The following is a 26,275-nucleotide window of genomic DNA, read 5'->3' on the forward strand; positions in this document are numbered from 1 at the left end:
CAGCATCTTTCGTCAATGAAAAAAGCGAAGCGACTCGCAGCATTTCGTATAGCTTTGTAAAGTCTGCACCTCATCGTCCCTCAAGCTTTAATTTCATACACATTTCCCCTATTCTTAGGACACTTACTGGGAAAGGGCATTGAACGCCCGGAAATGAGACAAATAATGATGAAACGGACTCAAAACATCAATCAAGAGACTTTCCGTAAATCCTGGCGCAGCTACCGCCTCGCGCCAGTAGCTTTAGCTGTCAGTGCTGTATTTATGCTGGCTGGCTGCGAAAAAACCGATGAAACCGTCTCTTTGTATCAAAATGCTGATGATTGCTCTGCAGCAAATCCGTCCAAGAGCGCGGAATGTACCACGGCTTACAACACTGCGTTGCAGGAAGCGGCTAAAACTGCACCGAAATACTCAACCCGTGAAGATTGCGTGGCTGAATTTGGTGAATCACAGTGTACCCAAGCACCAGCACAAGCCGGTATGGTACCAACGTCTTCATCATCTACTGAAACAACAGCAGCAGCGCCGCAGCAAAGCGGCAGCATGTGGATGCCACTGATGGCCGGTTATATGATGGGCCGCATGATGGGCGGTGGTGCAAGTCAGCCATTGTTTACCTCTAAAGCACCAAATAGCCCGGCGAGTGGCAAGTTTGTTGACGCAACGGGTAAAAACTTTGGTTCAGCCACCACGGGCCGCACCATGACAGTGCCAAGAACTGCAATGGCACCGAAACCTGCGGTGACCAATACCATCACTCGTGGCGGTTTTGGTGAGTCAGTAGCTAAACAATCTTCTATGCAACGTAGTGCCGCGACATCATCCAAAACCAGCACGCGCAGCATGGGTGGCTAAGGTCTGATTAATGAAACGTTTAGCGATTAGCGAACGCCCGGACTGGCGCGAAAAAGCCACCGAATTTGGTTTCCGTTTCCACACCATGTATGGCGAGCCGTACTGGTGTGAAGATGCTTATTACGAATTCACACTGGCACAAATTGAAGAGTTGGAAGACACCACCGCAGAGTTGCATCAGATGTGTCTGCAAGTGGTTGAAAAAGTAGTCAATAGCGATCAAATGATGGCAAAATTCCGCATTCCGAAACATTGCTGGGATTTTGTTCGTAGCTCTTGGAAGTCTAATCAACCTTCTCTCTATTCGCGTCTTGATCTGGCCTATGACGGTGTAAATCCGGCTAAGCTGCTGGAAAATAACGCAGATACACCAACCTCACTATATGAAGCCGCTTTTTTCCAATGGCTATGGTTGGAAGACCAGATCAATGCAGGCAATTTGAGTCAGGATTCTGACCAGTTCAACAGCATGCAAGAGAAGCTGATTGAGCGTTTTGTTGATTTGCGCGACAACCATGGTTTTAGTTTGCTGCATCTGGCTTGCTGCCAAGACAGTGAAGAAGATCGTGGTACTGTGCAATATCTGCAAGATTGCGCACTGGAAGCTGGCCTGCCAACTGAATTCATGTTTATGGAAGAAATTGGCTTAGGCGAAAAAGGGCAATTTACCGACTTGGATAATCAAGTTATCAGTAATTTGTTCAAGCTCTATCCGTGGGAATTTATGTTCCGCGAAATGTTCTCCACTAAATTGGAAGATGCTGGCGTACGCTGGCTGGAACCGGCCTGGAAGAGCATTATTTCCAATAAAGCCCTGCTGCCGTTACTGTGGGAAATGTTCCCAAATCACCCTAATCTGTTGCCTGCTTACTTTGCTGAAGATGATCATCCAGTTATGGATCATTATGTCACCAAGCCGCTATTCTCGCGGGAAGGTGCCAATATTCAGATAGTGGAAAACGGTAAAGAAGTGGCGCGAGTTGATGGGCCATATGGTGAAGAGGGTATGATTGTTCAGCAATTCCACCCATTACCTAAGTTCGGTGACAGCTATACCCTAATTGGTAGTTGGCTGGTGAATGATCAGCCTTGTGGTATTGGTTTGCGCGAAGATCGTGAATTGATCACCCAAGATCTGTCACGTTTTTACCCGCACATCATTTTGGGCTAAGACTACACAACATACCGTGAGCCAAGGGTTTACCGCACCTATGGGCGCTCCGACGGCTCACGCACTGGTATTTGAAACTAAAAGTGGCCCCAACGGCACGTTCCCCCTGGTTCAATTTTATCAGTAAATACCCAAAGTCATTGGCGTTACAGCCAGGCAGCAAGTGAATGACAACTTGGTTGTAAACCATGTTGAACAGCGCTTGCGCTGGCCCATAGGGTGAGCTTCATAGAGGCTCATAATCCCGATGAGCTGACTCAGGTCAGTGATTCGGGTGAAAGAACGCAGCTAACAACGCTGTAGCCGTCAAGGGCGAAGGGTATTAGCCTAGCTTAACCGACAGCATACTCAGCGACCCCATCTCAATCCCATCGGTTGGAATCGAAATCGGCTCTTTACCATCCCAACCCCCCAATACATACAGTAATGGCAGATAATGCTCGGGCGACGGGTTGGACAATTCAGCCCCTTCATGCTGCATAAAATTGATCAATGGGTGATTATCACCTTGATAATTCAGGTTATCCCTCACAAATTGGTTGAAAGACTCCGCCCATGGGTAAGGGTTGCTTTCGCCCTGCCATCTCACCATACGCAAGTTATGCACCACATTACCACTGGCGACAATCATGACCCTCTGCTCACGCAGCACCGCCAACTTACGCCCTAATTCATAGTGATACGCCGCCGGTTGGGTGCCATCAATACTCAATTGCACCACAGGAATATCCGCGTCAGGGTACATTTTGATCAACACCCCCCAACTGCCGTGGTCTAGCCCCCATTCACTGGTATCCGCTCGCACGGCGATAGGCGCCAACAATTGCTGAATCTGGGCTGCCAGCTCTGGAGAGCCTGGGGCCGGATATTCAGTATCAAACAACGCCTGCGGGAAGCCACCAAAATCATGGATAGTCCGAGGTTTTTCCATAGCGGTTACCGCTGTACCACGGGTATACCAGTGAGCAGAAATGGCCAAAATCGCCTTAGGGCGAGGTAACGTCTCACCCAACGCACGCCATGCCTGAGTGTGGCTGTTTTCTTCCAACACGTTCATCGGGCTACCGTGGCCGAGAAACAGTGCAGGCATACGAGAGGTGTTCATAGATAATCCTTACTGTTAAGAAAAAGTGTGGCGCTTAAATCATAAGAAGTACATTACGCGCTTTTTTTTCATTACACAGCCGGATAACGATGATGAAGATATTCAATAAATTTGAAGAGGAAAGTAGCGAGAAAATACCAAAGATCGGGGGGGTGAAAGTCAAAAATAACCGGGCGGCGATCTATTCGATAGAATGATAGCAACCCGGTGGGTAAACCAAATTATCCAGAGACAATATCAGCAGATATTGCCATCAGAAATCAGCTGGCTTTTTTTTCTTGAGACTGGAGGTACTCAGCCAAATCATCAATAGTCACGACTGGCATATCATGTAATTTAGCGAACTCAATCACTTCTGGTGCATGTGCCATGCTACCGTCGTCATTGGTCAGTTCACACAATACGCCCGCAGGTTTGTAGCCTGCCAGTGTCGCCAGATCGATAGAAGCTTCAGTATGACCACGGCGGGATAATACGCCGCCTGGCTGTCCGCGCAGCGGGAATACATGACCAGGGCGATTAAGGTCAGCAGGTTTCGCGTTATCAGCAATTGCCGCGCGGATAGTGGTCAGACGGTCAGCAGCAGAAACGCCAGTCGTCACGCCTTTAGCCGCTTCAATGGTCACGGTAAATGCCGTTTGGAACTGGCTGGAGTTGTTGCTCACCATCATCGGTAAATCAAGCTGTTGACGCCGTTCGTCAGTGATACACAGGCACACAATGCCACTGCCGTGGCGGATAGTCAGTGCCATTTGCTCAACAGTCATTGTTTCAGCAGCAAAAACCATATCGCCTTCGTTTTCACGACTTTCGTCATCCAACACCATAACACCACGGCCATTACGCAGCGCATCAATAGCACGTTCCACACGCTCAACAGCCGTGCCAAAATCTGATAGAAGGGTCTGATTCATGGTAAAAAACCTCATTAAAATTATGGATTACCAGAATCAGGGCGGTCTTGAGGAGTAAAGGGCCATTCTTCATCTAACAATAGAAATAGCCGAAATAACGCAAGCGGGCTATAAGCCCGGCAGATACCGTTACTCTCTCCCATCCGGACTATAACCGTCGGCCCCGGAATTACACCGGGTCTGCTGACCTCTACCCTGCTCTCTTTGATAAGAGAAACAACGTGAGCGCTCGCGGGCTTTTGCACCACGACACGAAATGCCGCAACACAATTTACCGCCGGTGGGGACTTGCACCCCGCCCTGAGAATAAGCCCTGTGACTATAACGCTATTGATTCGTCGGAGCAATTACCAAAATGGTGATGTGCGGAGGTTTATACATTCGGCAGCAAGTATTACACTAGTAAGAGTAACTTCACATCTAATTAGGGAAATACCATGATTGACCCGAAAAAAATTGAACAAATCGCCCGCCAGGTGCATGAGTCTATGCCAAAAGGTATTCGCGAATTCGGGGACGACGTCGAAAAAAAAATTCGGCTAGTGCTGCAATCGCAGTTAACCCGCCTGGATTTGGTTAATCGTGAAGAGTTCGACGTCCAAACTCAAGTATTGCTACGCACCAGAGAAAAACTGGCGTTGTTGGAACAACGCATGGGCGAACTGGAAGCCAAATTCAACAGTGCTCCGGCCGCCGTTGATACAACAGCCGCGATTGATGATAAGACGGGCGAGTAAGGTATAAATTAGTCGCCAGTTATCATTAGGGCGCCGTATGGCGCCCTTTTTATAGCGGTATGACTGACTCTCGCCGTCTGGACATCAGCATCCACAACAGTGCAAACATCAGTAAGGCGTATAAGCTTTTCCAACCAATCATCACCAGCAATACACAACACAGAATACTGCCAATCACCGACATCACCCGCGAGCGCCCACTTAATAAGCGAATACCCGCCAGCATGCACAATAAATAAATCAGCACAAAAATGCCGTTGGCGTAAACAATCAGTAAATCCAATGGCAGAGACAGCCAGTAAGTCAGCAGAGTAAAGAGCAGGCAACTGCCGACCACCGCAGTCAGTGCATTGACCGGTGTTTGCCCAGCAGACAGCTGCGCCAGCTTACTTTGTGGGCGCACCTGCGCTTGTGACCACACCATGCGGGCAAAACTTTGAGTATAGATATTCACACTGGCAAAACAGGCCAAATAACCAATAATGCAGGCAATCCACAGCGCATGTTCACCAAACAATTGCACCACAATTCCCGGCAATGAAGCCGCGGCCGCTTGCTGCTCACCATAAGCATGGAAATGCAGTACCACCACAGTGCATCCCCAGTAGACCGCCCCGGCGACCAACAATCCGACCATCAGCGCGCGCGGAAAATCACGTTTTGGATGACGGAATTCTGTCGCCAGGTGCGCGAAAGCTTCCAGCCCGACAAAGCACCAGAACATCACGGCCAGCGCGCTAAACATATTTGAGGGGGAAATATCTTGCGGTGCGGGCCAAGGTATCTGTGATAGCTGAATATCGCCCTGCCACCAAATAGCCACCACTAGCGCGATAACCAGCAAGGCAATCAATGTCTGCACATTAGCACTAGAACCCGCGCTGCGAGTCCCCAGCAGCCAAATAACCAGTAAGGTCGCCAATTGCACCATCAATAACCCGGTATCACTCCAGCCAAAAGTGGCTTGCCAGAAACCTGCAGCTATTTGTAACGCAGCAGGTAAACCGACTGGAATGACGGACAAAAAGAGCCAACCGGTGACTTTCCCGAGCTTCGGCCCGAATGCCATGGTAACGAAATGGGCTGCGCCACCAGCACTGGGAAAATGACGGCCTAAAGCAGCAAAGGCGATAGCAATCGGGAAAACCAGCACTATCAATAGCGGCCAGGCCCATAAACTATCCGCCCCCGCCAGCATTGCCGCCAGTGCTGGCACGGCAAAGACACCGGTTCCCAGCAATGAGGTGGACAACAACCCGACTCCCTGTGCCAGACTCAACTCCTGTTTTAGTCCACTCACACGCTTCGCCTTTTCTATATTTATAACTGACCCATATCCAAATTAATTTGGGCATAACACGACTAAACTAGAGCAGACTCAACCTCGGCCATTCTTGATGGACTGAATAATATTAGTGGTCGAAACACCATCTTCAAAATTCAGCACTTTCACTTCCCCACCAGCGGCCCACACTTCTGCGCTACCGGCAATTTCATCCGGTTTATAATCGCCACCTTTCACCAGTAAATCCGGCAAAATATCAGCAACTAAGCGCTGCGGGGTATCTTCTTCAAATGGCACCACCCAATCCACGGCTTCCAGTGCGCCCAAGACAATCATGCGCTGATCCAATGGATTTACGGGGCGTTTTTCACCTTTCAATCGTTTGGTGGAAGCATCGCTGTTCACCGCCACAATCAGGCGGTCACCCAGCTTGCGAGCATTGGCTAAGTAAGAAACATGACCGGCATGGAGAATGTCAAAGATGCCGTTGGTCATCACGACTTTTTCGCCGCGCTGGCGGGCTTGCGCCACCGCTTTTTTCAGTTGTTGCTCATCCATCACGCCGAAACCTGTTTCAGCACGGCCACGGATAGCATTTTCCAGCTCAATTGGAGAAACTGTCGACGTCCCCAATTTACCGACCACCACGCCAGCAGCGGCATTCGCCAGGAAGCAAGATTCTTCAAGTGTATTTCCCGCCGCCAATGCAGCAGCCAACACCCCAATAACCGTGTCACCGGCACCGGTCACATCAAATACTTCTTGTGCTTGAGTCGGTAAATGTAATGGCGGTTTGCCCGGCTGTAGCAAGGTCATCCCTTGCTCTGAGCGGGTGACCAGCAAAGCTGAAAGCTCAAAATCGGCTACCAGCTTCATACCACGGCTCACCAATTCTTCTTCATTTTTGCAATGACCGACCACCGCTTCAAACTCGGACAAATTAGGTGTCAGCAGGGTTGCGCCGCGATAACGTTCAAAATCGCTGCCTTTAGGATCGATAAGCACCGGAACTTTGGCTTTTCGCGCCAGTTGGATCATCGCCTGCACACTGTTCAGTGCGCCTTTGGCATAGTCGGACAGCACCAGAGCACCAATCTGTGGTAGCGCTTGTTGAATGCGCTCAAAGATAGGTTGAGGGTCAACACCATCAAAACCTTCTTCGAAATCCAGGCGAATGAGCTGCTGATTACGGGAAAGTACCCGTAGCTTGGTGATAGTCGGGTGAGTGGGCACCGAAACAAAATCACAACGCACCTGCACTTCATTGAGCTTGCTGGTCAGTGCGCGCGCGGCATCATCAATCCCAGTCAATCCCACTAATCGGGAGATAGCGCCAAGGGAAGCGATGTTCATTGCGACGTTCGCGGCACCACCAGGGCGTTCTTCGATGGTATCAACTTTGACCACCGGCACCGGTGCTTCGGGTGAAATCCGGCTGGTTGGGCCATACCAATAACGGTCTAACATGACATCACCAACGACTAAAACACCGGCGCGGCGAAAATCAGGCAGCGTGACTTTCATACGTTAGCCCCCCAAAGTGAGCTGTTATTAACCCCGAAAACACACATCTCTTCGCTCCCATTTTGTGTTTGTTATACTCTAAATAATTCGAGTTGCAGGAAGGCGGCAAGCGAGTAAATCCCGATGAGTCGACGCTAGTCAATGACTCGGGTGATTGAGCGCGGCCAACACACATGCAGCTTGAAGTATGACGAATATATATGGTGCCGGATAATATCACAGACACCTTGCATACTATTAATAACTGGAATCTACGCTAATAACTGGAATCTATGCGCCGGTCGGCGCTGCAACCAACCATTTATGCCAACTGGCGGCTACCTGTGCTCTTTCTGCGGCAAAACAATCAGCAGAGACCTTGCTAGATTGCTCCTGCAAGGCCAGATGATGAATCTCATCACGCATGGTGACATAAGCGCGAGTCAATGCCGCCGCTTCTGCCTCCGGCATAATGTCGTAATTGGCCATTAACTCGAAAATTCGCACATTATCAGACCAGCGGGTCAAACGCGGCTCACTGGCGGCATAGCGCAACACTAAATATTGCGCGATAAACTCAATATCAGTGATCCCGCCCTCATCGGCTTTGATATCAAAGATATCGCGCTGTTTACTGCCCAAATGATTGCGCATCTTCTCGCGCATTTCGCGGACCTCTTGCTGTAATTGCGGGTCTTCGCGATGACGGCAAAGGATATGTTGGCGAATGGCATCAAACTCTTGATGCAACTCAGGGTCACCATAGACAATGCGGGCGCGCACCAGCGCTTGATGCTCCCACGTCCAAGCTTCATTTTGTTGGTAATCAGCAAAAGCCTCGACGGTGCTCACCAACATACCCGCTTCCCCGGATGGCCTTAGCCGCGCATCAACTTCATACAGAATCCCTGACGAGGTGCGAGTGCTGAACAAATGCATTACGCGCTGGGCTAAACGCAAATAGAATTGGCGGCCATCAATGCTCCGCTCGCCGTCTGTCATCACATCCAGCGGGCAATCGAGCAGGAATACCAGATCCAAATCTGAGCTGTAACCCAACTCCCAGCCCCCCAATTTGCCATAACCAATCACCGCGAAACCACGGCCCTCGCGCTGCTGCAAATGGCTGGGCTGACCATAACGCGCCACCATCTGCCCCCAGGCTTGCTGGATAACCGCATCAATAATGGCCTCCGCCAGGTAGGTTAAGTGATCGCTCACTTTCATTACCGGCAGCGCCTCGGTGATATCTCCGGCGGCAATACGCAATTGTTGAGCCTGTTTAAACTGGCGCAATGCTTCCAGTTGTTGCTCTTCATCATCGGGTGGCACCCGCAACAAATATTGACGTAATTCATCACGATAAGCGCTGGGTTCCAACGGCTGATAGAGAGATTGAGGATCGAGCAGTTCATCCAATAACAGGGGGTAGCGGGCTAACTGGCTGGCGACCATCGGAGAGGCAGAACATAAGCGAATAACATGTTTTAGTGCCGCGTGGTATTCGACCAGCAATTCCAGATAGGTGGTGCGGGTCACGATACTCAGCAGCAATTGAATCAGGCGGCTGAGGGCAACATTAGCATCGGGCCGTGGGCAAACCTCAGCAAACAGACGCGGCATCAGTTGGTCCAGTACCTCACGACCACGCGGGCCAATAGTGCGTTTATCAACATCATGGCGAAAATGATGAATAGTGGTCAACAACTGGCGGCGCGCTGCTTCGTCTAAATGCGGAGTCAGAGGGGCTAAATCACTCTCTTCCAATGCATCCTGCCACAAGCTTTTATACAAACCATGGCAAGGATCTTCGCCAATATCGGGGGTATCGTCGCCAATTAGGTCATCAAAGACTAAGCGCACAGCTTGCATATTATGCTCTAACGCGGCACTCAGAGCAGCCCAATCTGCATAGCCCATACCGCAAGCTAATCGGGCCTGATTTAGCGCGTCACTGGGTAATGTTTGTGTTTGCTCATCGCCAATAGCTTGCAACAGATTCTCTAAACGGCGCAAAAACAGATAGCTACCACTGAGCGCGGCCACCTGTTGTTCCGGCAATAATCCTAGCTCTGCCACAGCCTGTAAGGTCGGCAGCAAAGCGCGCTGTTGCAGACGCGGTTCGCGGCCCCCTCGAATCAACTGAAATACCTGGGTGATAAACTCGATTTCACGAATTCCACCCGCCCCCAGTTTGATATTGTCTTTCAGACCGCGCCGGCGCACTTCACGGGCAATCATCCCTTTCATGTTACGCAATGACTGAATCACACTGAAATCAATATAACGGCGGAAAACAAAGGGCCGTAGGGTTTGGCGCAGTTCCTTGCTGTAATGGTCTTCCGCACCGCCCATCAGGCGAGCTTTCACCATAGCGTAGCGCTCCCAATCGCGCCCTTGTTCTTGGTAATAATCTTCCAGTGCGGCAAAACTCAGCACCAGTGGGCCGCTATCGCCAAATGGGCGCAAACGCATGTCCACACGATAGACAAAACCGTCGATAGTTTGCTGGTCTAACGCCTTAATCAGCCGTTGGCCCAAGCGGGTAAAAAACTGAGCATTATCCAACTGACGCCGCCCGCCCTGAGTCTGACCATTTTCCGGGTAAGCAAAAATCAAGTCGATATCCGACGAGAAATTCAGTTCACCGCCGCCTAATTTCCCCATGCCCAAAATCAGCAAGGGCTGCGGCACATTATCCGCATTACAGGGCGTGCCAAACTCACGACAACAAGCCTGATATAGCCAATCGCGCGCAGCAACAATCATGCTTTCAGCCAACCAACTGAGCTGTTGCAAAGTCTCTGTCGTGGTGCTGGTCTCTCGCGCCTGAGACCAGGCAATGCGCACCATAATCCGACGACGAAATAGCCGCAGCGCCGCTAATAGCGCGGCTTCGTCTTGCACCTCGGCCAGTGCTTGACTAAGCCATTGTGGATAAAATTGCCACTCCTGCGGTTGTGGCGGCTGCTGATGCAGCTCATCCAGCCAATCAGGATGAATCAGTAACATGTCACTGACAAAATCACTCAACGCCAATACTGCAATATCTTCTTCACGCAAGCTCGGCGGAGCCGGTAACTCATTAAAGCGCTGCTGTATATTCTGCGCCTGAATCTGTAATTCCGAAGGGAGTGGCAACATAAAGCATTCCTCAAGCGGCTATCTATTAACTAGCTGCACCATTCAGCCAAAACGCTGGCTGAGCTAAAGCTTCCTTACGAGCGGTATCACGCCAGTGGCCCTGCCGTTCCATAATCGCCAGTTGTAGACCAAACCAGCCATCAATGTATGGATGCCATTCATTTTGTGGATAGAAACCAGAGAGTAATTGGAACGCCATAATCTGCCGGTTTAAACGCGGGAGTTGTGCCAAATAGCCATCATCATCCAGATGATGACCAAAGGCCTCTTTCAGATCAGCGGCACTGCGGCTGAGCATGATGTCGCAGAAGCGTTTAAATGAGCCATTAAATTTAGCCAGCGCTTTGTCATCCATAAATGGCCGCCAGCCAGCAGTCACCAGCCACGATGTGAGCGCTAACTTACATTTCAGATAATCGGCGCTATAGCAGATGACCTCGGCATTGGCATTTTTCGGCTCTAACTGGGGTTCTAGCGCTAACAATAAAGCGCGTAATTCGGTGCTGGCTTTACGTGGCACCAATCCGCCGAAAATAGCCAAGGTTTGGCGAACCATACCTAAAGCTTCAATAATCATAGCCTTAGCTGCTGGTTCACCGCGCAACCATAGCTCTTCGTGGTATTGCCAGTGATCCAACGCCATTTCTAGCCCCGCAATCATTCCCTGTTCGACGGTAGATTTCGGCGCGGGCTGCAAGACCAACAATGGGCGCAATTCACGCGGGGGATTACCTTGTGCCAAATGATAACCGCGAGCCGCTTTACTCAAATTCCCCTGACGCAAACCGCCGATTTGTGCCAGCTCAGCCGCCAGTGCCAGTAAATCTGCCTGATTACCTTTTTTAAGCTCCAACTCAATCTCGCTCAGTGGCTCTGACAGCTCATTGCTGCCATCCGCAGCTTTAGATGAGATTGTACCTTGGTCAAGGGCAAGCTCTATCTCGCTCTCACCGTAAGTGATTACCCACTTCTCACGAGTAAAATCGGTACGGAATAACGGCTGCAATTCGTCTTGTAGCGCATCAACCACCCAACCTTCCGGCCAAATATCGGCAGGGAAACGCGCTAAATCTAACTTCTCGCTATCAAGATCAACGTTATATTCAGGCCGTTGATGTAAACCGCCGACGACTTTACCGCCAGTTTTAACCGTCATTTCATAGCGGCCGTCATAACCACGAATTCGTAAACCAATATCATGTTGGCGTAGACGGTTATCCGCCGTTTCAAAATAGATATTCGTCAGAGTTTGCGGCGCAAAATGCTGGCTTTGCCAAGAGGTGATTCGCTCCGGTAAAGCGGCAATGGCCGCAGGAGTAGCAATAAATTTTAATTCTATTTCAACGGTCATAATTTCATTCACACCGGTATGTTGCGAGATTACGGGCATTATGCCTCTTTCGCCGTGATTTGCCTGTTTTACACTAATTTCTCTGCTTTAAAACAAAAAACACGCACGCGGCAGCCCTGAGTCAAACTCTATTTTAACCTGTTTTCACAAGTCTATCCTAAGGCTTCATAAGACAAATTTTCAGTGCGGTTAAAAATAAACAAAAAAATGGCCCAAGCCGCACTGCCTATGAGAGTAAGATAGTTCTCATTCCGGTTTATGCGTTGCGTCGGCAAACTGAACACACTACTATCGTCCCATAAATTCACTCATAAATGACTCTCTAATGCAGAAATTACGCCTAATTTGCCTCGCAGTGCTCAGTCTCAGTATTTCCCTGGGCGCTTACGCTGAAGAAAAACGCTACATCTCTGATGAGCTGGATACCTACGTTCATAGCGGCCCCGGTAACCAATACCGTATTGTTGGCACGCTAAAAGGTGGGGATGAAGTTACCTTGATAAGCGTTAATGACAGCACAAATTACGGCCAAATCCGCGACAGCAAAGGTAAAACCACCTGGATCCCACTGGATCAATTGAGCGAAACCCCCAGCTTGCGCGTCCGGGTTCCTGACCTTGAACAACAGGTCAAAACACTGACAGATAAACTGGCTAATATTGATAATAGCTGGAATCAGCGCACCGCAGAAATGCAACAAAAAGTGGCTGCCAGCGACAGTGTGATTTCCGAATTACAAAAAGAAAATGAGTCACTGAAAAACCAGTTAATCGTTGCTCAGAAGAAAGTCAGCGCCGTGAATCTGCAATTGGATGACAAGCAGCGCACTATTATTCTGCAATGGTTTATGTACGGTGGCGGTGTAGCCGGTATCGGCCTGCTGATTGGTTTAGTGCTGCCACATCTGATACCCAGCCGTAAAAAGAATAATCGCTGGATGAACTGATAGCGCTTACCGGCGTCCAGAATGAACAATTAGGCTATCTGCCAGGGTAGCCTGTTTAATTAGTTTCCATCTCCCAACTATACTGAACTGACGACTGGTCATTTTAGCGACCAGATATAAAATCGTCTTTTACACCTGCGCTACAACGTCAAGAACAAAGGGTAACCCACAGTCATTGGCATTGTAGCTAGGCGGCAAACGAATGAATCCCGATGAGCTTACACAAGTAAGTAATTCGGGTGAAAGAGAGCGGCCAACAACGCTACAACGTCAAGAACAAAGGGTTAATATGAAGATTTATCTGGTCGGCGGTGCCGTACGCGACAGCCTATTAAATCTACCGGTCACCGAGCAGGATTGGGTGGTGGTGGGCGCTACGCCAGAACAGCTGCTGGCGCGGGGCTACCAGCAGGTGGGTAAAGATTTCCCGGTATTTCTTCACCCCGACAGCCATGAAGAATATGCATTGGCCCGCACCGAACGTAAATCAGGTCAGGGCTATACCGGCTTCACTTGCTACGCCGCCCCCGATGTCACACTGGAAGAAGATTTACTGCGCCGCGATTTGACCATCAACGCCATTGCCCGCAGCCATGAGGGGGAGCTATTTGATCCCTACAATGGCCGGCAAGACTTAGAGAACCGCGTGTTACGCCATGTCTCTGATGCATTTGGTGAAGATCCGCTGCGTGTTTTGCGTGTTGCCCGTTTCGCCGCCCGTTTTGCTCACTTGGGCTTTACGGTAGCCCCAGAGACTCAATCATTGATGGCCTCAATGGCCAAAAGTGGCGAACTTTCGGCTCTAACACCCGAACGAGTGTGGAAAGAGACTGAAAAAGCACTGAAAACCCAAAGCCCGCAGATCTATTTTCAGGTATTACGCGATTGCGGTGCACTGGCTGTACTGTTCCCCGAAATTGAGCGCCTATTTGGCGTGCCTGCACCAGAAAAATGGCATCCGGAAATTGATACCGGCATCCACACTCTGATGACGCTAGCTATTGCCGCTCAGCTCAGCCCTGAAGTTGACGTGCGCTTTGCTGCGCTTTGTCATGATTTAGGTAAAGGGCTGACACCGAAAGAATTTTGGCCCCATCATCATGGACATGGCCCTGCAGGAGTCAAATTAGTCGAGCAGCTATGCCAGCGTTTACGGGTGCCGAATCCAGTGCGTGATTTAGCCAAACTAGTGGCGGAATACCACGATCTTATTCATACGGCGAATAAGCTCCGCCCTGAAACTCTGCTTAAACTGTTTGATGCTATTGATGTTTGGCGCAAACCAGAGCGCCTTGAGCAGATGATAATGACCAGCGAGGCAGATGCCCGGGGTCGCACCGGATTTGAAGAAAACCCTTATCCACAGGGCGATTACTTACGCGCGGCATACCATATTGCTAATGGAGTGTCGGTGCAGGAAATAGTCGCCAGTGGGCTACAAGGTTTGGCTATTCGAGATGAACTGAAACGCCGCCGTCAACAAGCCTTAGCCCAATGGAAACAAACTCAAGAAGTGATTTCACCCTAAATCATTACCTAGATATAAATAAAAAAGCCCTGAAAATTCAGGGCGTTTTTATATTCCGTGACCACAATGCCGTTACATAAAGACCCAGTACACCGCTCCCGCGACAATAAAGCGATAAATCGCAAAAGGCACGAAAGAGATACGCTTAATCAGTGACAGGAAGGTTTTGATAGCAATCAGTGCGACGATAAATGCAGTAATAAACCCGACAGCAAACATCGGTAAATCGCCCCAGCTCAGGAAATGTAGACTTTTATACAAATCTAAAGCGCTGGCCCCGAGCATCATTGGGACGGCCAAAATAAAGGAAAATTCAGAGGCCGCATAGCGGTTCACACCGACCAACATCCCGCCTGAAATGGTTGCACCGGATCGCGAGAAACCTGGCCATAATGCCAAACACTGGAAGCAACCAATAGCAAAGGCTTGGCGATAGGTAATATCATCCAGCCCAATGGCCTTCGGATTTTTAGGTTTAAACCACTCTGCCGCCAGTAAGAGCAAACCACCAGCAACCAAGGCGTACATGACACTTTGCGGATTAAATAACGATTTAATGACGTCGTGGAAAGCCAACCCCAAACCGACCGCAGGGATCATCGCCAGTAAAATATGGCCCAAGGTCAGGTGCCCGCTGGTTTTACCCTCATGAGGCACTTTGCCAAAATGGATACCAATAAGCCCGAATAAGCGCCGCCAGAACACCACCACCACAGCCAGAATCGACCCTAACTGAATAATGACTTCAAAGGTTTTTGCTTTGTCGCCGGTAAAGCCCAATAGCTCGCCGACAATAATCATATGCCCAGTAGATGAAACCGGCAGGAACTCAGTCAGTCCTTCAACCACGCCCAAAACAAAAGCTACAAACAGCGAATATATATCCGTCATCTATGATACCCAATGCCCTGTAATAGAAATCCACAAAAAAACGGCAATGTGAAAAATTATATTGGCCGTTAACAAAATCATGCCGTTCAATTTCAGCATGTAAAAAATATCACGTTAATCAATAATTCAGGCCACATTATCTATACAGCGTTGCATTTTTATGTCGTGGTGTAATAAAAATCAGTGAGACCGCTGACCGCGCTCAATCACTACACCGACATTGCGCGCCTGAGCGACCGCCCCCGGTTTACTCACCTTAACCCGCACCCAAGGTGACTTAAACTGCTGTAACAATAACTCGGCAATCTCTTCAGCGACCCGCTCGACCAGCGCAAAACGCTGAGATTCTACGTGTTTGATAACGGCGTCACTAATATCTGCGTAGCTCAGACAATCATTTACATCATCGCTAGCAGCGGCTTTACGATTATCCCAGCCCATTTCGATATCGAACACCAGCTTCTGCTGAATGGTCTGCTCCCAGTCATAAACACCGATGGTGGTTATGACACTGAGTTCCTCAATAAATACGATGTCCATCACGTCATTCTCTGTTTTTGTGCCTGCCGGATACCACTTCCAGCCGAATATGCGTATTATCCACTGATGTTGCGATTAAAACGACCATTATTCAACAGGGCGGTGTTATGAGTGCTATCGCGCTTGGCATGATTATCTTCGCGTATTTGTGTGGCTCTATTTCCAGCGCTGTTCTGGTGTGCCGGGTTGCCAAATTACCCGATCCGCGTAAGCATGGCTCCGGCAATCCCGGTGCCACTAACGTGCTGCGCATTGGTGGCCGCACTGCCGCCGCCACAGTATTGATTTTCGATGTGCTGAAAGGCATGTTGCCAGTTTGGATAGCTTATCTACTGCACGTTTCGCCACTGTATTTGGGTCTTACCGCTATTGCAGCCTGTCTTGGCCACATTTATCCGGTATTTTTCCATTTTAAAGGTGGCAAAGGCGTCGCCACTGCATTTGGCGCTATCGCCCCCATTGGCTGGGATCTGACTGGCTTGATGACCGGCACTTGGCTGCTGACGGTTTTACTGAGCGGCTATTCATCTTTAGGTGCGATTATCAGCGCCCTGATTGCTCCTTTTTACGTCTGGTGGTTCAAGCCGCAATTCACCTTTCCGGTCGCCATGCTTTCTTGCCTGATTCTGATGCGCCACCACGATAATATTCAGCGTTTATGGCGCGGCAAAGAAAGTAAAATCTGGGATAAGCTCAGAAAGAAAAAGCAAAAAACGCCCGCCGAAGAAGCCGCAGAATTAGAAGAGAAAGAAGATTAGTTTTCCTCAAAATCGAGAATGGCTGCGGCAACACTCAGCCGTTCGACACCCCTATCAGAATGACTGAGCATGAGCGAGGTAAGGCGCAAAGGAATGAAAAAATGCAATGGACTCTTGTCCATGAGTATTTTGAATGACTGCGGCAACGCAGCCGCAGCCCCGCTCAGACTTTCTGATCAGACTTTCGGCAACTCAGCCAACGGCCAGCGCGGTCTGACCGACACACTCAACTCACTATTCACACCACTTTTCAGCCTGATCAACCCAGCATAGGCGATCATCGCGCCATTATCGGTGCAAAACTCTGGCCGGGCGTAAAACACTTCACCGCCACGCTTTTGCATCATTTCGGCCAATTTAGTGCGCAAAGTACGGTTAGCACTCACTCCGCCGGCAATCACTAAGCGTTTAAAACCAGTTTGATCCAGAGCGCGTTTTGATTTGATAGCCAGAGTGTCAACCACTGCATCTTCAAAAGCACGCGCAATATCGGCACGAGTCTGATCATCATCACCATTGGAACGAATGGTGTTCGCAGCAAAAGTTTTTAAGCCGGAAAAACTAAAATCCAGCCCAGGGCGGTCAGTCATTGGCCGCGGGAAAGTAAAGCGCCCCGCCGTGCCAAGCTGTGCCATACGCGACAACATTGGCCCACCGGGATAATCCAGACCTAGTAATTTAGCTGTTTTATCAAATGCTTCACCTGCTGCATCATCAACAGATTCGCCCAATAACAGATATTCACCAATGCCGGTCACACTGATTAATTGCGTGTGACCGCCGGAGACGAGTAACGCGACAAACGGAAATTCCGGTGCATTATCTTCAAGCATCGGTGCCAATAAATGGCCTTCCATATGATGAACAGGCACAGCGGGAACACCCCAGGCAAAAGCTAATGCCCGGCCGATAGTCGCGCCGACCAACAATGCACCGACCAACCCTGGGCCTGCGGTATACGCCACGCCATCAATGTCTTTGGCGCTCAAATTGGCTTCTTTCAATGCAGCCTGAATCAATGGCACTGTTTTGCGCACATGATCACGGGAAGCCAGCTCAGGAACGACGCCGCCATAATCAGCATGCAATTTAACCTGACTGTACAATTGGTTAGCTAACAGACCGGTTTCTTCGTCATACACTGCAATTCCGGTTTCATCGCAGGATGTTTCTATACCCAAAACTCGCATTACATTTCCCATCATTCACGTGCGGCCGATAGTTTAGCATAACCCTGTCGCCCGTCATGATTTCTGATCCTAAATTGAACGGAAAAACGGCATTTTGGCGCATTGATATCCTGAATGTTGTTGATAGTTGTCACATTTGAAAATAATGTTGATAAATTCGATAAATTGCCCTGTTTAGTATATAATCAGCGGCCGTCGCACCCTTGGCACCAACTTTCTTGTAAAGAACGGGGGCGACATCACAGGGGCGTGCCTGTTTCAATTTGCTGTGGTGCTTTACAAAGCAGCATCCATTGAAGTAAAATTCCGCACCATTTTGAGAAGGCTGGCGATTGGCCAGCAGCAAACCGATTTCTATTGAGGTGAGAGGCACATGCCGGTAATTAAAGTACGTGAAAACGAGCCATTCGACGTAGCTCTTCGTCGTTTCAAACGCTCTTGTGAAAAAGCAGGTGTTTTAGCTGAAGTTCGTCGTCGTGAATTCTATGAAAAACCGACTACCGAACGTAAACGCGCTAAAGCTTCTGCTGTAAAACGTCACGCGAAGAAATTGGCTCGCGAAAACGCACGCCGCACTCGTCTGTATTAATTCTTCGGGGGTAACCCCATCGCGTAGTTTTTTATGTTCTAAGAACGCGCAGATCGAGTAGTTGCATACGAAGGCCGTGCCTTCCGAAAGGAATGCGCGGCTTGTTCTCGTTTATGGACTGACCGAATAGGGGCTTATGGCCGGACGAATTCCACGTGTATTTATCAATGACTTGCTGGCTCGCACCGACATCGTCGATCTTATCGATGCTCGGGTAAAGCTGAAGAAGCAAGGCAAAAATTATCATGCGTGCTGTCCGTTCCATCATGAGAAAACACCCTCATTCACCGTTAACGGCGAAAAGCAGTTTTATCACTGTTTCGGCTGTGGTGCGCATGGTAATGCTGTTGATTTCTTGATGAATTACGACAGACTGGAGTTTGTCGAAAGTATCGAAGAATTAGCCACTATGCATGGGCTGGAAGTGCCTTACGAGGCAGGAACCGGCACCACCCAAATTGAACGTCATCAACGACAAAGTCTTTATCAATTGATGGAAAGCCTAAACGCCTTCTATCAGCAGTCACTCAAGGGCCAGACCGCCAATCAGGCACGCGAATACCTTAAACGTCGCGGTTTGAGTGAAGAAATTATCCAACATTTCGCTATCGGTTTTGCTCCCCCGGGTTGGGACAATGCTTTAAAACGCTTTGGACGCGATGGTGAAAGCCGTACCGCGCTGAACGATGCCGGAATGCTGGTGACTAATGATACAGGGCGGACTTACGATCGTTTTCGTGAGCGCGTCATGTTCCCTATTCGCGATAAACGCGGGCGGGTAATCGCCTTTGGTGGGCGAGTTCTGGGTGATGGAGTGCCGAAATACCTCAACTCCCCGGAAACAGAAATTTTTCATAAGGGCCGCCAGTTATACGGCTTGTATGAAGCGCAGGTGAACCATCCTAACCCAACACGGTTGCTCGTGGTTGAGGGTTATATGGATGTGGTAGCTCTGGCGCAATTTGGTATTGATTATGCCGTTGCCTCACTGGGCACAGCGACTACCGCGGAGCATATTCAATTATTATTCCGCGCTACAGATAACGTAATTTGCTGTTATGACGGCGATCGTGCGGGTAGAGATGCGGCCTGGCGTGCATTAGAAACGGCGCTGCCCTATCTAAATGATGGGCGTCAGCTACGCTTTATGTTTTTGCCTGATGGTGAGGACCCAGATACTTTGGTGCGAAAAGAAGGAAAAGATGCATTCGAACAACGGATGGAGGAGGCCCAGCCACTCTCAACTTTCTTGTTCGAAACATTGATGCCACAAGTGGATTTGAGCAGCCCAGACGGGCGAGCCAAATTAAGCACTCTGGCGCTTCCTTTAATCAGCCAGGTACCCGGTGAAACCTTACGACTTTACCTCCGCCAGCAACTCGGCAATAAGCTGGGCCTGCTTGATGACAGCCAATTAGACAAGCTGATGCCGAAACTGGCTGAAAATATAAATAGCTATCAGCCGCCCCAGCTAAAACGCACAACCATGCGTATACTTATAGGGCTACTGGTTCAAAATCCGCAACTCGCAACACTCATCCCGTCATTACAGGGCGTAGAGCAAGCTAAGTTAGCGGGTTTGCCGTTATTTATAGAATTGGTTGAAACCTGTTTGGCTCAACCAGGGCTGACAACCGGGCAGTTATTAGAACTGTATCGTGATAATAAATTCAGCCAACAGCTTGAAACTCTCGCAACATGGAACCACATGATTGTTGAGGATATGGTTGAACAGACTTTTGTCGACACGCTAACCAGCCTGTATGACTCCATATTGGAGCAACGTCAGGAAACACTCATAGCGCGTGATCGTACACATGGATTAAACGCCGAAGAACGTAAAGAACTTTGGTCTTTGAATCTGGCGTTAGCCAGAAAAAAATGAATCACCTAACGGCTTAATTGCCGATAAATGTGGGGGAAAATCCCCACAATATGCCGTCATAGCGGGCCACGGCGACAAAAAAAAGCCCCAAATGCTATTGTTGGCGGTTTCGCCGACCGACACCAACCCAAATACTCTGAAGTGTGGATACCGTCTTATGGAGCAAAACCCGCAGTCACAGCTGAAGCTACTTGTCACCCGTGGTAAGGAGCAAGGCTATCTGACCTATGCTGAGGTCAATGACCATCTGCCGGAAGATATCGTCGATTCCGATCAGATCGAAGACATCATCCAGATGATTAATGACATGGGCATACAGGTGCTGGAAGAAGCCCCTGATGCCGATGATTTAATGCTGGCCGAGAACACCACTGATACCGACGATGACGCGGCTGAAGCTGCTGCACAGGTGTTGTCCAGTGTTGAATCCGAAATCGGGCGTACTACTGACCCGGTGCGTATGTACATGCGCGAAATGGGTACCGTTGAACTATTGACGCGTGAAGGCGAGATTGATATCGCCAAACGTATCGAAGACGGTATCAATCAGGTTCAGTGCTCGGTTGCTGAATACCCTGAAGCTATTACTTACCTGTTGGAACAATATGATCGTGTTGAAGCGGGCGAAGCCCGTCTATCTGACCTGATCACCGGCTTTGTTGATCCAAACGCCGAAGAAGATATTGCGCCTACGGCAACTCACGTTGGTTCTGAATTATCCACCGAAGAGATGGATGACGACGACGACGAAGATGAAGACGAAGACGAAGAAGAAGACGACAACAGCATCGACCCAGAGCTGGCGCGCCAGAAATTCAGCGATTTGCGTGAGCAGTATGAAAACGCACGCATGGAGATCAAGAAAAATGGTCGTAGCCACGCCAAGGCTGCTGCTGAAATTCTGAAGCTTTCTGAAGTGTTCAAACAGTTCCGCCTGGTGCCGAAGCAATTTGACTATCTGGTCAATAACATGCGTGCCATGATGGACCGCGTTCGTACTCAAGAACGTATCATCATGAAGCTGTGTGTTGAACAGTGCAAAATGCCGAAGAAAAACTTCGTTACCCTGTTTGCCAGCAATGAAACCAGCGATACTTGGTTTGCGGCAGCAGTGGCTATGGGCAAACCATGGTCTGAAAAACTGAAAGATGTTTCGGACGATGTGCAACGTAGCTTGCAGAAACTACGTCAGATCGAAGAAGAAACCGGCCTGACTATTGAGCAAGTGAAAGACATCAACCGCCGTATGTCTATCGGTGAAGCGAAAGCACGTCGCGCCAAGAAAGAAATGGTCGAGGCTAACCTGCGTCTGGTTATCTCTATTGCGAAAAAATACACCAACCGTGGATTACAATTCCTTGATTTAATTCAGGAAGGTAATATCGGCTTGATGAAAGCAGTAGATAAATTCGAATACCGTCGGGGTTATAAATTCTCAACCTATGCAACTTGGTGGATTCGTCAGGCGATCACCCGCTCTATCGCGGACCAGGCTCGTACCATCCGTATTCCGGTGCATATGATTGAGACCATTAACAAACTCAACCGTATTTCGCGCCAGATGCTGCAAGAGATGGGCCGTGAGCCAACACCGGAAGAGCTGGCTGAACGCATGCTAATGCCGGAAGACAAGATCCGTAAAGTGTTGAAGATTGCGAAAGAGCCAATCTCAATGGAAACCCCAATCGGTGATGATGAAGATTCACATCTGGGCGATTTCATTGAAGATACCACTCTGGAGCTGCCGCTGGACTCTGCAACCTCTGAGAGCCTGCGCTCTGCCACTCACGACGTGTTAGCGGGCCTGACCGCGCGTGAAGCGAAAGTTCTGCGTATGCGTTTCGGTATCGATATGAACACTGACCACACTCTGGAAGAAGTGGGCAAACAGTTCGACGTCACCCGTGAACGTATCCGTCAGATCGAAGCTAAGGCGCTGCGTAAACTGCGTCACCCAAGCCGCTCTGAAGTGCTGCGCAGCTTCCTGGACGATTAATCGTCAGTTGCAGTGACAAGCACACAAAAACCCCGGCATGCCGGGGTTTTTCTTTTTGGCTTAAACTCTGATTCCGATACTAATATTGGCTTACTATTTTCCACTATATGCTTAAAAACGCTTAAAATTGCGCAGAAAATACCCATCTGATTTATCAGCTCTAGACCGCAGGATAAAAACTACCGTATAATCAGCGTCCAAGTTTGGCCCCTTAGCTCAGTTGGTTAGAGCACGCGACTCATAATCGCTTGGTCACTGGTTCAAGTCCAGTAGGGGCCACCAAACAAAACAAGGAGTTACGTTAATAGCGTAACTCCTTTGTTATTTCTGGGATACTTATGGGATACCTCAGAGCGGTAACATCTGATATCAAAAATTTTTAAACTGGGTTCGAAAAGCGAGATATCTTGTTCATATTTCCTAAAGTTTAAAAACCACCGTGACGCTCAGAATAATTAACGAAGTCTTTGATGTGGGCTTCTAGTTTTTTGACATACACCTCATCATTCCAATTGTTTTCGGTGTAATGAAATCCATCAGTGGACTCATAGCTTCCACCTTTATCACCAGTAAAATACTTTAGAAAACAGAACGTCCCATCGAAATTCTTACCTTCTCCAAAGAAAAGGTCATCGTATCCACCATTTCCATACTTGAGCTTAAAGGTAATGTATCTGTCCGAAGACTCAACTTTTACATTTATATTTCTTTCAACCAGTTCTTTTTCATGCTCTTTGACTATTGGAATAAGTCGAAGAATTATTTCTTTCAGGTATTCCCTTCTCTGGGCAACTAGTTCTTTTCGAGACTCTTCGGCTGAATTTGATTTAAAGATACTTTGATCTATTTTGTTGTAAAAATCGTCACTACTCATGTCAATCCCCTTGAACATTAAGGCAAACTATCGCTGCTTATACAATATACCCATTTCACTATTACAACGATAGCTCACTAATAGTTGATACCTCCTTACATCTGATCTTCGGCATGAATACCCGCGGATATTAGTGCTCCACCTATTCGGCGCTTGCCATATCCAAGAGGTACCGGATTACCTTGAGCGATTGAGTTGACCGGGCCGCCGAATGCATAAGATGGTTTATTTTCCGGCGATTCTCGCATTGCTAGCCCACCTTGCTGGGGCGAGAGCATTTGAACTACACCACCCAGCGCCATAGAAGCGCCGGCCATCATCATGCCATTGGCAACACCCGCCGACATTAAAGCCGCTGTTGGGTTCCACAATGTTGCTGCAATAAGAATCGCTCCCAAGATAGTTTGAAACAGTCCGGCCTTTTTACTACCAATAATGATCGGAGCAATTCTTATTTCTTCATTGCCAATATTAAATTCAAGCTCATCTTGAGAAATATTACGTTTGCCTTTAAAAACAGCGAACGTAAGCCCTTTATCTTTTGCTTCATTAAGAAAACGCTCAAAGCCCGGCAATAATACACAACAGGCTTTAATAGCTTCTTGCGTCGTACTTGCCGCAAAACGGAAAACACCGTCTTTATTTTCGGTGAATTGTTTCAGTGGGCCATAAAGCCGGATTGTTTTTACCTGTTCGTTATTTAATGAGTTCATACTGTTTTCTCCTGTTAAATTCCGTCAAAGGCTTTAAGCCGCTGTTGCTGTTCTTCGCTCAAGGTGTACGCAAAGTCTTCATGTTCAATCTGGTAAGTGCCAAAGCTCATCAGGAAGGCGATCGCCGGGTCTATCTTATTGGCGGCCTTCTTCTTGTTCGGCTTGATATTGGCGTTGGCGTCGGTTTCCATCACAACGTTGCTCATCGCCCAAGCCAAGACCGGATCGCCGTTGTGCTGAATTACCTTGCGATTAACGAACACCTCGGCAGACTTGGCTACCGGGCTAAATTTCATGTAGGTTTGCGGGAACGGCTCGACATCCAGACCGGCACCTTGTAGCTGTGTTCTAAGATGGGTGGCGTTCCACGTATCGAATCCCACCAGCTTGATACCGAATCGCTGACTGTCTGCCAGTACATCATCACGGATGCGGTCATAATCGATACAGTCGCCCGGTGTGGTGCGTATCCAGCCACTTTTAACCCATTGCCTATATATGGCCCGGTTCTTATTGGCGGCATTATTCAACTGGGCTTCGGGGATATAGTGGCGGGTAAGCAGCAATACACGGTTCTCAACCGGGAACGAGTAGCACACACTGGTAATATCACTGGTTGATGACAGGTCTAACCCGGCGTAACACTCCAGACCGGCTAAATCATCCTCACTATAATCGGCTTTACAGGCATCCCATGCTCCGGCTCCCATCCACGGTGTTTCACCCTGACACCAGATATTAAAGCGCTTAGTCAGCATCTCGACCCATTGAGAGGGAATGCCCCGCGCCTTATTGATGGTGTCAGTCAGTGCCGTAACATCAACAGAAACACCCAGATTAGGGTTAGCCTTAATCCATTGTTCGGGCTGCTCAACTTCGCTCTCGTCGTCCAGTTCGTAGATTAGGGCAAATAAAGATTCATTTTGTTCTTCACCGGCCAATATCTGGCAGCAATAGTCATAATGTTGCTTACAGGCTGAAACCACGTTGCTACCCGCAGTGGTGATAGCAAAGAGTATCCCCTCTGGCCGGGCACCCATTCCCAACTCAAGCGCCGAATAAACGGCGTTATCCGGGTGAAGATGGTACTCATCCACCACCGCCAGACTGGGGTTAGTCCCTTCAATGGTCGAGGCTTTGGAGGCCAGTGGCTTTAATAGGCTGTTGGTTTTGGCATAAATCAGTTTGTGCTGTTGAATAGTGAGGCGCTTTCTCAAGGGCTTTGAGATAAGGCTCATCTGACGGGCATCATCAAACACGATACGCGCCTGATCACGACTCACGGCGGCGGTATAGATATCTTGCTGGCCCGGTTCCATCACCAGAAACCAGTTAGCCAGAATAGCGGCCACGGTTGATTTGGCATTCTTACGGGGTACCTGAATGTAAGCACTACGGTACTTCCTGCGGCCTGTAGCTGCCACCTTGAACCCCAACAAACAGGCAAAGGCAAATTGTTGCCAAGGCTCCAGCACGATAGGCTGACCCCGTAGCGGGCCTTTTACGTGGGGGCAGAGGTGAGAGAAGGCAATAAAGCGCTCTACGGTGGCACCATCGAACGTATAAAGCAGGTTATTCAAGTCATTAAAGTACCGCTCAACGGCCTGTTTTAGCCGCGCACAGGCTGGTATCTTGCCGTTTTTAACGTCTAGTGCGTACTGATTATAGGCTGTCAAGGGCGTCTGCCTCCTCAACTTCCACCGGATTACGGCGGCGAGATACCGGATCAAAGCCCAGCAACGACGACATTTTTATCATCACTTTTTCGGCGTCAGACTTGGCGCTAAGTGAAGGGTTGCGGCTTTCGCTACCCTGACTATTCACAATGCTGAACCCGCGCTTTGCCAGATCTGCCACGGCTTTGCGGTACATCGAATAATTGACACAGTACAATTCTAGGTTGCGCCAATCGGCATCGATCAGATCGCCACGTTCCATTAATTGTTTTGCTCTCGCCTTCCATTCCCCGGTAGCTATTTCATCGAGGTAGGCCAGTGGTTTAGGTGCTCTTGCCATAACTGCTTATTTCCCATGAGTTTTATTTTCAAAAAAAATACCGCACGTAAAAATTTGAGGGGGCGGGTGGTTCCAGCGGAGAGGGGTTTTGTCCTCAAACCTCCCCCACCCCTTGCCCTGCGCCTCGTCACCGGTTTCGAAATGAATCCATGATGTCCCGGTCACGCTGTGATGTGCGCCGCGTCATGGCTTGCTCTGGCGTTTTATTATGTGTCCGCTTGAACCTTTCACGGCTATTAATCAGTGACTTAACCAATTGATTTTGCTCTTGCTCCGTCATG

Annotated in this window: 23 protein-coding genes, 1 tRNA gene and 1 riboswitch; of the genes, 10 read left to right on the top strand and 14 right to left on the bottom strand. The window is 49.1% G+C overall.

Annotation, left to right across the window (positions count from 1 at the left end; translation table 11 throughout):
• The first annotated feature begins 168 nt into the window (after positions 1 to 168).
• Together DXZ79_RS17330 and DXZ79_RS17335 are read left to right on the top strand one after the other, a co-directional pair.
• On the top strand, positions 169 to 858 hold the full coding sequence (locus DXZ79_RS17330) for a DUF1190 family protein (RefSeq protein WP_038640039.1): 690 nt from the start codon (positions 169 to 171) through the stop codon (positions 856 to 858).
• Between the two features lie 10 nt (positions 859 to 868).
• A complete protein-coding gene (locus DXZ79_RS17335; protein ID WP_038638957.1) occupies positions 869 to 2,029 on the top strand; it encodes a glutathionylspermidine synthase family protein in 1,161 nt (386 codons plus the stop codon).
• Positions 2,030 to 2,351: 322 nt separating this feature from the next.
• Here DXZ79_RS17335 and ygiD read toward each other — a convergent pair whose 3' ends face one another.
• Positions 2,352 to 3,134, bottom strand: coding sequence for a 4,5-DOPA-extradiol-dioxygenase (gene ygiD / locus DXZ79_RS17340; RefSeq protein ID WP_038638954.1), 783 nt, complete (start codon positions 3,132 to 3,134; stop codon positions 2,352 to 2,354).
• Positions 3,135 to 3,394: 260 nt separating this feature from the next.
• Complete coding sequence (gene ribB, locus DXZ79_RS17345; RefSeq protein WP_038638951.1) at positions 3,395 to 4,048, bottom strand: 3,4-dihydroxy-2-butanone-4-phosphate synthase; 654 nt, start codon at positions 4,046 to 4,048, stop codon at positions 3,395 to 3,397.
• A 127-nt stretch (positions 4,049 to 4,175) separates the two neighbouring features.
• Positions 4,176 to 4,360, bottom strand: a riboswitch (FMN riboswitch).
• 125 nt (positions 4,361 to 4,485) lie between these two features.
• Between ribB and ubiK the strand changes: the two genes are divergently transcribed.
• A complete protein-coding gene (gene ubiK / locus DXZ79_RS17350) occupies positions 4,486 to 4,785 on the top strand; it encodes a ubiquinone biosynthesis accessory factor UbiK (RefSeq protein WP_038638948.1) in 300 nt (99 codons plus the stop codon).
• 49 nt (positions 4,786 to 4,834) lie between these two features.
• On the opposite strand, the gene yjeH is transcribed toward ubiK, so the two are convergent.
• The 4 genes from yjeH to DXZ79_RS17375 all read right to left on the bottom strand — a co-directional run bounded on the left by yjeH (position 4,835) and on the right by DXZ79_RS17375 (position 12,068).
• Positions 4,835 to 6,085: an L-methionine/branched-chain amino acid transporter gene (gene yjeH / locus DXZ79_RS17355; protein WP_038638945.1), complete on the bottom strand. Its 1,251-nt coding sequence runs from the start codon at positions 6,083 to 6,085 to the stop codon at positions 4,835 to 4,837.
• Between the two features lie 78 nt (positions 6,086 to 6,163).
• On the bottom strand, positions 6,164 to 7,594 hold the full coding sequence (gene hldE, locus DXZ79_RS17360; protein ID WP_038638943.1) for a bifunctional D-glycero-beta-D-manno-heptose-7-phosphate kinase/D-glycero-beta-D-manno-heptose 1-phosphate adenylyltransferase HldE: 1,431 nt from the start codon (positions 7,592 to 7,594) through the stop codon (positions 6,164 to 6,166).
• A 270-nt stretch (positions 7,595 to 7,864) separates the two neighbouring features.
• The gene (glnE, locus tag DXZ79_RS17370) at positions 7,865 to 10,717 is read right to left on the bottom strand and encodes a bifunctional [glutamate--ammonia ligase]-adenylyl-L-tyrosine phosphorylase/[glutamate--ammonia-ligase] adenylyltransferase (protein ID WP_120011493.1); all 2,853 of its coding nucleotides are present in this window, start codon (positions 10,715 to 10,717) and stop codon (positions 7,865 to 7,867) included.
• A gap of 25 nt (positions 10,718 to 10,742) precedes the next feature.
• Positions 10,743 to 12,068, bottom strand: coding sequence for a CYTH domain-containing protein (locus tag DXZ79_RS17375; protein WP_050292048.1), 1,326 nt, complete (start codon positions 12,066 to 12,068; stop codon positions 10,743 to 10,745).
• A gap of 325 nt (positions 12,069 to 12,393) precedes the next feature.
• Between DXZ79_RS17375 and DXZ79_RS17380 the strand changes: the two genes are divergently transcribed.
• Complete coding sequence (locus DXZ79_RS17380) at positions 12,394 to 13,014, top strand: TIGR04211 family SH3 domain-containing protein (RefSeq protein WP_004390145.1); 621 nt, start codon at positions 12,394 to 12,396, stop codon at positions 13,012 to 13,014.
• A gap of 289 nt (positions 13,015 to 13,303) precedes the next feature.
• Positions 13,304 to 14,542, top strand: a complete 1,239-nt coding sequence (locus DXZ79_RS17385) for a multifunctional CCA addition/repair protein (RefSeq protein ID WP_038638937.1) — start codon at positions 13,304 to 13,306, stop codon at positions 14,540 to 14,542.
• A gap of 72 nt (positions 14,543 to 14,614) precedes the next feature.
• Here the strand turns inward: DXZ79_RS17385 and bacA are convergent, their stop codons facing one another.
• Together bacA and folB are read right to left on the bottom strand one after the other, a co-directional pair.
• On the bottom strand, positions 14,615 to 15,433 hold the full coding sequence (bacA, locus tag DXZ79_RS17390) for an undecaprenyl-diphosphate phosphatase (RefSeq protein WP_038638935.1): 819 nt from the start codon (positions 15,431 to 15,433) through the stop codon (positions 14,615 to 14,617).
• Between the two features lie 180 nt (positions 15,434 to 15,613).
• The gene (gene folB, locus DXZ79_RS17395; protein WP_038638932.1) at positions 15,614 to 15,973 is read right to left on the bottom strand and encodes a bifunctional dihydroneopterin aldolase/7,8-dihydroneopterin epimerase; all 360 of its coding nucleotides are present in this window, start codon (positions 15,971 to 15,973) and stop codon (positions 15,614 to 15,616) included.
• A gap of 107 nt (positions 15,974 to 16,080) precedes the next feature.
• Between folB and plsY the strand changes: the two genes are divergently transcribed.
• Entirely contained in the window at positions 16,081 to 16,731 is a 651-nt protein-coding gene (plsY, locus tag DXZ79_RS17400; RefSeq protein WP_038638929.1) for a glycerol-3-phosphate 1-O-acyltransferase PlsY, read from the top strand.
• A gap of 176 nt (positions 16,732 to 16,907) precedes the next feature.
• On the opposite strand, the gene tsaD is transcribed toward plsY, so the two are convergent.
• Positions 16,908 to 17,921, bottom strand: a complete 1,014-nt coding sequence (gene tsaD, locus DXZ79_RS17405) for a tRNA (adenosine(37)-N6)-threonylcarbamoyltransferase complex transferase subunit TsaD (protein WP_038638926.1) — start codon at positions 17,919 to 17,921, stop codon at positions 16,908 to 16,910.
• Between the two features lie 373 nt (positions 17,922 to 18,294).
• Here tsaD and rpsU point away from each other — a divergent pair, with 373 nt between their 5' ends.
• The 4 genes from rpsU (at position 18,295) to DXZ79_RS17425 (ending at position 22,673) form a co-directional block, all read left to right on the top strand.
• Positions 18,295 to 18,510, top strand: coding sequence for a 30S ribosomal protein S21 (rpsU, locus tag DXZ79_RS17410; RefSeq protein WP_001144069.1), 216 nt, complete (start codon positions 18,295 to 18,297; stop codon positions 18,508 to 18,510).
• A 136-nt stretch (positions 18,511 to 18,646) separates the two neighbouring features.
• On the top strand, positions 18,647 to 20,395 hold the full coding sequence (dnaG, locus tag DXZ79_RS17415; protein WP_050291979.1) for a DNA primase: 1,749 nt from the start codon (positions 18,647 to 18,649) through the stop codon (positions 20,393 to 20,395).
• Between the two features lie 157 nt (positions 20,396 to 20,552).
• Positions 20,553 to 22,391, top strand: coding sequence for an RNA polymerase sigma factor RpoD (gene rpoD, locus DXZ79_RS17420; RefSeq protein WP_038638917.1), 1,839 nt, complete (start codon positions 20,553 to 20,555; stop codon positions 22,389 to 22,391).
• A gap of 205 nt (positions 22,392 to 22,596) precedes the next feature.
• Positions 22,597 to 22,673 (top strand) — tRNA-Ile (locus tag DXZ79_RS17425).
• Positions 22,674 to 22,818: 145 nt separating this feature from the next.
• Here the strand turns inward: DXZ79_RS17425 and DXZ79_RS17430 are convergent.
• The 5 genes from DXZ79_RS17430 to DXZ79_RS20725 all read right to left on the bottom strand — a co-directional run bounded on the left by DXZ79_RS17430 (position 22,819) and on the right by DXZ79_RS20725 (position 26,274).
• Complete coding sequence (locus tag DXZ79_RS17430; protein WP_120011494.1) at positions 22,819 to 23,265, bottom strand: hypothetical protein; 447 nt, start codon at positions 23,263 to 23,265, stop codon at positions 22,819 to 22,821.
• A gap of 95 nt (positions 23,266 to 23,360) precedes the next feature.
• Complete coding sequence (locus DXZ79_RS17435) at positions 23,361 to 23,978, bottom strand: tail assembly protein (protein ID WP_120011495.1); 618 nt, start codon at positions 23,976 to 23,978, stop codon at positions 23,361 to 23,363.
• A 14-nt stretch (positions 23,979 to 23,992) separates the two neighbouring features.
• A complete protein-coding gene (locus DXZ79_RS17440) occupies positions 23,993 to 25,654 on the bottom strand; it encodes a terminase large subunit (protein ID WP_120011496.1) in 1,662 nt (553 codons plus the stop codon).
• On the bottom strand, positions 25,641 to 25,994 hold the full coding sequence (locus DXZ79_RS17445) for a phage terminase small subunit P27 family (protein ID WP_120011497.1): 354 nt from the start codon (positions 25,992 to 25,994) through the stop codon (positions 25,641 to 25,643). Before DXZ79_RS17445 ends, DXZ79_RS17440 begins: the two co-directional genes overlap by 14 nt.
• A 127-nt stretch (positions 25,995 to 26,121) precedes the next feature.
• Positions 26,122 to 26,274: a hypothetical protein gene (locus DXZ79_RS20725; RefSeq protein WP_162928757.1), complete on the bottom strand. Its 153-nt coding sequence runs from the start codon at positions 26,272 to 26,274 to the stop codon at positions 26,122 to 26,124.
• Between the last annotated feature and the right edge of the window lies 1 nt (position 26,275).

It is taken from the genome of Yersinia rochesterensis (assembly GCF_003600645.1).
GTDB classification, from domain to species: Bacteria; Pseudomonadota; Gammaproteobacteria; order Enterobacterales; family Enterobacteriaceae; genus Yersinia; species Yersinia rochesterensis.

Coding starts and splice junctions, on each gene's coding strand:
- DXZ79_RS17330 (WP_038640039.1), top strand. CDS start 169: ATGAAACGGACTCAAAACATCAATCAAGAGACTTTCCGTAAATCCTGG.
- DXZ79_RS17335 (WP_038638957.1), top strand. CDS start 869: ATGAAACGTTTAGCGATTAGCGAACGCCCGGACTGGCGCGAAAAAGCC.
- ygiD (WP_038638954.1), bottom strand. CDS start 3,134: ATGAACACCTCTCGTATGCCTGCACTGTTTCTCGGCCACGGTAGCCCG.
- ribB (WP_038638951.1), bottom strand. CDS start 4,048: ATGAATCAGACCCTTCTATCAGATTTTGGCACGGCTGTTGAGCGTGTG.
- ubiK (WP_038638948.1), top strand. CDS start 4,486: ATGATTGACCCGAAAAAAATTGAACAAATCGCCCGCCAGGTGCATGAG.
- hldE (WP_038638943.1), bottom strand. CDS start 7,594: ATGAAAGTCACGCTGCCTGATTTTCGCCGCGCCGGTGTTTTAGTCGTT.
- glnE (WP_120011493.1), bottom strand. CDS start 10,717: ATGTTGCCACTCCCTTCGGAATTACAGATTCAGGCGCAGAATATACAG.
- DXZ79_RS17375 (WP_050292048.1), bottom strand. CDS start 12,068: ATGACCGTTGAAATAGAATTAAAATTTATTGCTACTCCTGCGGCCATT.
- DXZ79_RS17380 (WP_004390145.1), top strand. CDS start 12,394: ATGCAGAAATTACGCCTAATTTGCCTCGCAGTGCTCAGTCTCAGTATT.
- DXZ79_RS17385 (WP_038638937.1), top strand. CDS start 13,304: ATGAAGATTTATCTGGTCGGCGGTGCCGTACGCGACAGCCTATTAAAT.
- bacA (WP_038638935.1), bottom strand. CDS start 15,433: ATGACGGATATATATTCGCTGTTTGTAGCTTTTGTTTTGGGCGTGGTT.
- folB (WP_038638932.1), bottom strand. CDS start 15,973: ATGGACATCGTATTTATTGAGGAACTCAGTGTCATAACCACCATCGGT.
- plsY (WP_038638929.1), top strand. CDS start 16,081: ATGAGTGCTATCGCGCTTGGCATGATTATCTTCGCGTATTTGTGTGGC.
- tsaD (WP_038638926.1), bottom strand. CDS start 17,921: ATGCGAGTTTTGGGTATAGAAACATCCTGCGATGAAACCGGAATTGCA.
- rpsU (WP_001144069.1), top strand. CDS start 18,295: ATGCCGGTAATTAAAGTACGTGAAAACGAGCCATTCGACGTAGCTCTT.
- dnaG (WP_050291979.1), top strand. CDS start 18,647: ATGGCCGGACGAATTCCACGTGTATTTATCAATGACTTGCTGGCTCGC.
- rpoD (WP_038638917.1), top strand. CDS start 20,553: ATGGAGCAAAACCCGCAGTCACAGCTGAAGCTACTTGTCACCCGTGGT.
- DXZ79_RS17430 (WP_120011494.1), bottom strand. CDS start 23,265: ATGAGTAGTGACGATTTTTACAACAAAATAGATCAAAGTATCTTTAAA.
- DXZ79_RS17435 (WP_120011495.1), bottom strand. CDS start 23,978: ATGAACTCATTAAATAACGAACAGGTAAAAACAATCCGGCTTTATGGC.
- DXZ79_RS17445 (WP_120011497.1), bottom strand. CDS start 25,994: ATGGCAAGAGCACCTAAACCACTGGCCTACCTCGATGAAATAGCTACC.
- DXZ79_RS20725 (WP_162928757.1), bottom strand. CDS start 26,274: ATGACGGAGCAAGAGCAAAATCAATTGGTTAAGTCACTGATTAATAGC.